We start from the raw sequence: 3,866 nt of genomic DNA on the forward strand, positions 1-3,866 counted from the left end.
GCGGTGCGGGCGGCAACAATCACGCGGCGGGGAAGGAGGGAGAACCCACCCCCACCCCGCCCAACAACCCCAAGACTCCCGACCCGAGGCGCCCCCAACCACCCGAACAACGCCCAACAACCCCAAAGCTCCCAACCTCAGGCGCCCTACGAGCGCCCCACCTACACACCCACCCCACCCCTCACCACTCACTCAGCCTCGGGCATGGCGCACGGCCTCTCGCACCGCAGGGGCGACCTCGGCGGCGAACAGCTCCACCTGCTCCGGGGACTCCTCCACCGGCCCCAGGACGAATGTGTCCATCCCGTACTCCACGGCGAACTCGGTGATGCGCTCCACCCACTGGTCGACCGGACCATCCAAGCCGCCACCGGAGGAGCCGGCCGAATCGCCGATGGTGCCCCACAGGTTGTACACGCGGCGGATGTCGGCCGGGTCGCGGCCGGCCTCGGCGGCGCCCTCGTCGATGCGCGCATGCATGCCGGGAAGCTTGTCGGTGCCCGCGTAGGCGTGGGAGGGCACCCAGCCGTCGGCGACCCTGCCGACCGCTTTGAGCAGACGGGGACCCAGCACGCCCAGCCAGATGCCGATGTCGTGGGCGGGTGGCGGGCCGGGTTTGACCCCGGCCAGGCGATAGTGCTCGCCCTCGAAGCGCACCGAGCGCTGGTCCGACCACAGCAGGCGGATCACCTCGACCGCCTCCAGCAGGGCGTCGGCGGCCTCGCGTGGGCTGCGTCGGGGCCCGCCCATGGCCTCGATCGCCTCCCAGAACCCGCCGGCGCCCAGCCCCAGTTCGAAGCGGCCACCGGAGAGCACGTCCAGGCTCGCGGAGTTCTTGGCGATGATGGCGGGTGGCCGCAGCGGCAGGTTGGCCACGTCCGGGAAGACCCGCAGGCGCTCGGTGCGGGCCAGGACCGTGGCCATCAGCGCCCAGGTGTCCAGGTGCCGGCGTTGGTAGGGGTGGTCCTGGATGCCCACGAAGTCCAGCCCGCCCCGTTCGGCCGCGTCGATCACCGCCCAGGTGCGGTCCAGCTTCGCGGTCTCCGGCGAGGGGAAGACCCCGAATTCGATGTCACGTCCGTAGTCGATGCCCAACGTTCACGCCTCCTGGTTCTCGGCTGCCCTGCGGTCCTGCCCGGTCGGGAGGTGACCACACGCTCAGCGATAGACGAGGTCGGTGTACTCGGGGTGTCGTTCGATCCAGCCCTTGACGAACGGGCACATGGGCAGCACGGACAGGTCACGGGTGCGCACGTCGTCGAGGGCCTCACGAACGAGGGCGCCGCCGATGCCCTTGCCCTCGAAGGCGGGATCGACCTCGGTGTGGGTGAAGGTGATCATGGTGTCGGTGAGGATGTACTCGGCGAAGCCCGCCTCCTCTCCGTCGGAGGTGATCACATAGCGGTTGTTCTCCGGAACGTCCTTGACCTCGGTAGCCACGGGATCCCTTTCGATGTCGGGAGATGTCGGGAACGGGTGTTGGAACCCGGGGGTCCCGCACGGGCACCTATGTTCCCGTGCGACCCCATTGTCACCCTTACCGGGGAGCCTCCACCCCTTGCGGCGCGCGCCCCGTGGACATAGGGTCGCCTTGACATACCGACCAGTCGGTCTAAGGAGTACGCATGACTTCGCGGTTCGGCGGCCGCACCGCCATCATCACCGGTGCCAGTCGCGGTATCGGCCTGGCCATCGCCCAACGCCTCATCTCCGAGGGAGCCCGCGTGTGCGTCACCGCGCGCAAGCCCGATCCCCTCAAGGAGGCGGTCGAGGCCCTGGGCGGCCCCGAACACGCCATCGGGGTCCCCGGGCGCGGCGACGACCCCGAACACCAGGACGAGGCCATCGCCGCCACCAAGGAGGCGTTCGGCGCGGTCGACATGTTCGTCAACAACACCGGGATCAACCCGGTCTACGGACGCATGGTCGACCTGGACCTGGACGCGGCCCGCAAGATCTTCGAGGTGAACGCGCTCTCGGCGGTCTCCTGGGTGCAGAAGGTGTACCGGGCCGGCATGGCCGAGCACGGTGGCTCGATCGTCAACGTCTCCTCCGTGGCCGGTCTCAAGCCCGCCCCCGGGATCGGCTTCTACGGCGCCTCCAAGGCGATGCTCCGACACATCACCGAGGAGTTCGCGGTCGAGCTCGGCCCCGACATCCGGGTGAACGGGGTCGCCCCCGCCGTGGTCAAGACCCGCTTCGCCGAGGCGCTGTACGACGGGCGCGAGGAAGAGGTCTCCTCCCAGTACCCGTTGAAGCGGCTCGGCGTGCCCGAGGACGTCGCCGGCGCGGTCGCGTTCCTGCTCTCCGAAGACGCCTCCTGGATCACCGGCCGCACCCTCGTCCTCGACGGCGGCATGACCCTCACCGGGGGTGTTTGATGCCGCTGGACCCCAAGAACGCCGGAGTGGTCGTCACCGGCGCCGGTAACGGTATCGGCGCGGCCGTGGCCCGCCGGTTGGCCTCCGCCGGGGCCCGGGTGGTCGTCAACGACCTGGACGCCTCCGCGGCCGAGGCCGTGGCCGGTGAGATCGGCGGGATCGCCGTGCCCGGTGACGCGGCCTCCGAGGCGGGGGTCACCGCACTCATCGCCGAGGCCGACGCCCACCTGGGCGGCATCGACCTGTACATGGCCAACGCGGGGATCGCCCGCAGCGGCGGCCCGGAGGCCCTCGAATCCGACTGGGAGGCCTCCTGGCAGGTCAACGTGATGTCGCACGTGCGCGCCGCCCGTGAACTCCTGCCCGGGTGGTTGGAGCGCGGCCGGGGTCACTTCGTCACCACCGCCTCCGGGGCGGGTCTGCTCACCATGCTGGGCAGCGCGCCGTACTCGGTGACCAAGCACGCCGCCCTGTCCTTCAGCGAGTGGCTGTCGGCCACCTACGGGGACCGCGGGATCACCGTGCAGTGCCTGTGCCCGCTGGGCGTGCGTACCGGCATGCTCGACGACGCCGGTGACCAGGGTCAGGCCATCCTCTCCCCCGGGGCGATCACGCCCGAGGAGGTCGCCGACACCGTGCTGGTGGCCCTGAGCGATGGCCGGTTCCTGATCCTGCCGCACCCGGAGGCCGCCGACTACTACGCGGCCCGAGCCACCGACACCGACGCCTGGCTGGTGGGGATGCGCCGTATCCAGGCCAAGGTGTTCGCCGAGGAGGAGACCGAATGAGCGACGGGAACGAGGGTGGACTCCCCGGCCTGGACCTGGACCGGTTGCGCTCCTACCTGGACCGGGAGGTCCCCGGCCTGGTGTCGGGCCCGCTAACCGGTCGGGTGGTCACCGGCGGCAGGTCGAACCTGACCTACGTGGTCACCGACGGCACCGGGACGTGGGTGGTGCGCCGCCCGCCCCTGGGGCACGTGCTGGCCACCGCGCACGACATGTCGCGCGAATACCGGGTGATGACGGCGCTGCGCGAGACCGACGTGCCGGTTCCGCGCACCCACCACCTGTGCGAGGACACCGAGGTGTTGGGCGCCCCGTTCTACGTCATGGAGTACGTGGGCGGGACCGCCTTTCGCACCCAGGAGGAGATCGCGCCGCTGGGCCCCGACGGCGTCCACGCGGTCGCCGAACGACTGGTCACCACCCTGGGCCGGCTGCACGCCATCGACCCCGCCACGGTGGGCCTGGCCGACTTCGGTCGCCCGGACGGGTTCCTGGAGCGCCAGGTGCGCCGGTGGAGCAAGCAGCTGGAGGCCTCGCGCAGCCGGGACATCCCCGGTATCGACGAACTCCGCGACCGGTTGGCGCGGTCCATCCCGGAATCGTCCGCGCCCGCGATCGTGCACGGCGACTACCGGCTCGACAACGTGCTGGTCACCGACGACGGCGAGCTCACAGCGGTACTCGACTGGGAGATGGC

At 70.7% G+C, this 3,866-nt stretch carries 5 protein-coding genes; 3 read left to right on the forward strand and 2 right to left on the reverse strand.

Annotated features, from left to right (window positions below; genetic code table 11):
- Window positions 1–192: 192 nt before the first annotated feature.
- Window positions 193–1,095, reverse strand: a complete 903-nt coding sequence (locus ABZ717_RS28415) for an LLM class flavin-dependent oxidoreductase (RefSeq protein ID WP_358516297.1) — start codon at window positions 1,093–1,095, stop codon at window positions 193–195.
- 63 nt (window positions 1,096–1,158) lie between these two features.
- A complete protein-coding gene (locus ABZ717_RS28420; RefSeq protein WP_358516300.1) occupies window positions 1,159–1,440 on the reverse strand; it encodes a GNAT family N-acetyltransferase in 282 nt (93 codons plus the stop codon).
- A 185-nt stretch (window positions 1,441–1,625) separates the two neighbouring features.
- On the opposite strand from ABZ717_RS28420, the gene ABZ717_RS28425 reads away from it, so the two are divergent.
- From ABZ717_RS28425 to ABZ717_RS28435, 3 genes are all read left to right on the forward strand, one after another.
- Window positions 1,626–2,381 (forward strand): SDR family oxidoreductase, encoded by a 756-nt coding sequence (locus ABZ717_RS28425; protein ID WP_358516303.1) that lies wholly within the window; start codon window positions 1,626–1,628, stop codon window positions 2,379–2,381.
- On the forward strand, window positions 2,381–3,169 hold the full coding sequence (locus ABZ717_RS28430; RefSeq protein WP_358516305.1) for an SDR family oxidoreductase: 789 nt from the start codon (window positions 2,381–2,383) through the stop codon (window positions 3,167–3,169). The genes ABZ717_RS28425 and ABZ717_RS28430 overlap by 1 nt, the downstream gene beginning before the upstream one ends.
- On the forward strand, window positions 3,166–3,866 hold a 701-nt coding region (locus tag ABZ717_RS28435; RefSeq protein WP_358516308.1), incomplete at its 3' end, for a phosphotransferase family protein. The genes ABZ717_RS28430 and ABZ717_RS28435, both read left to right, overlap by 4 nt.

Origin of the sequence: Nocardiopsis sp. NPDC006832, assembly GCF_040635885.1 — a bacterium.
Lineage (GTDB): Bacteria > Actinomycetota > Actinomycetes > Streptosporangiales > Streptosporangiaceae > Nocardiopsis.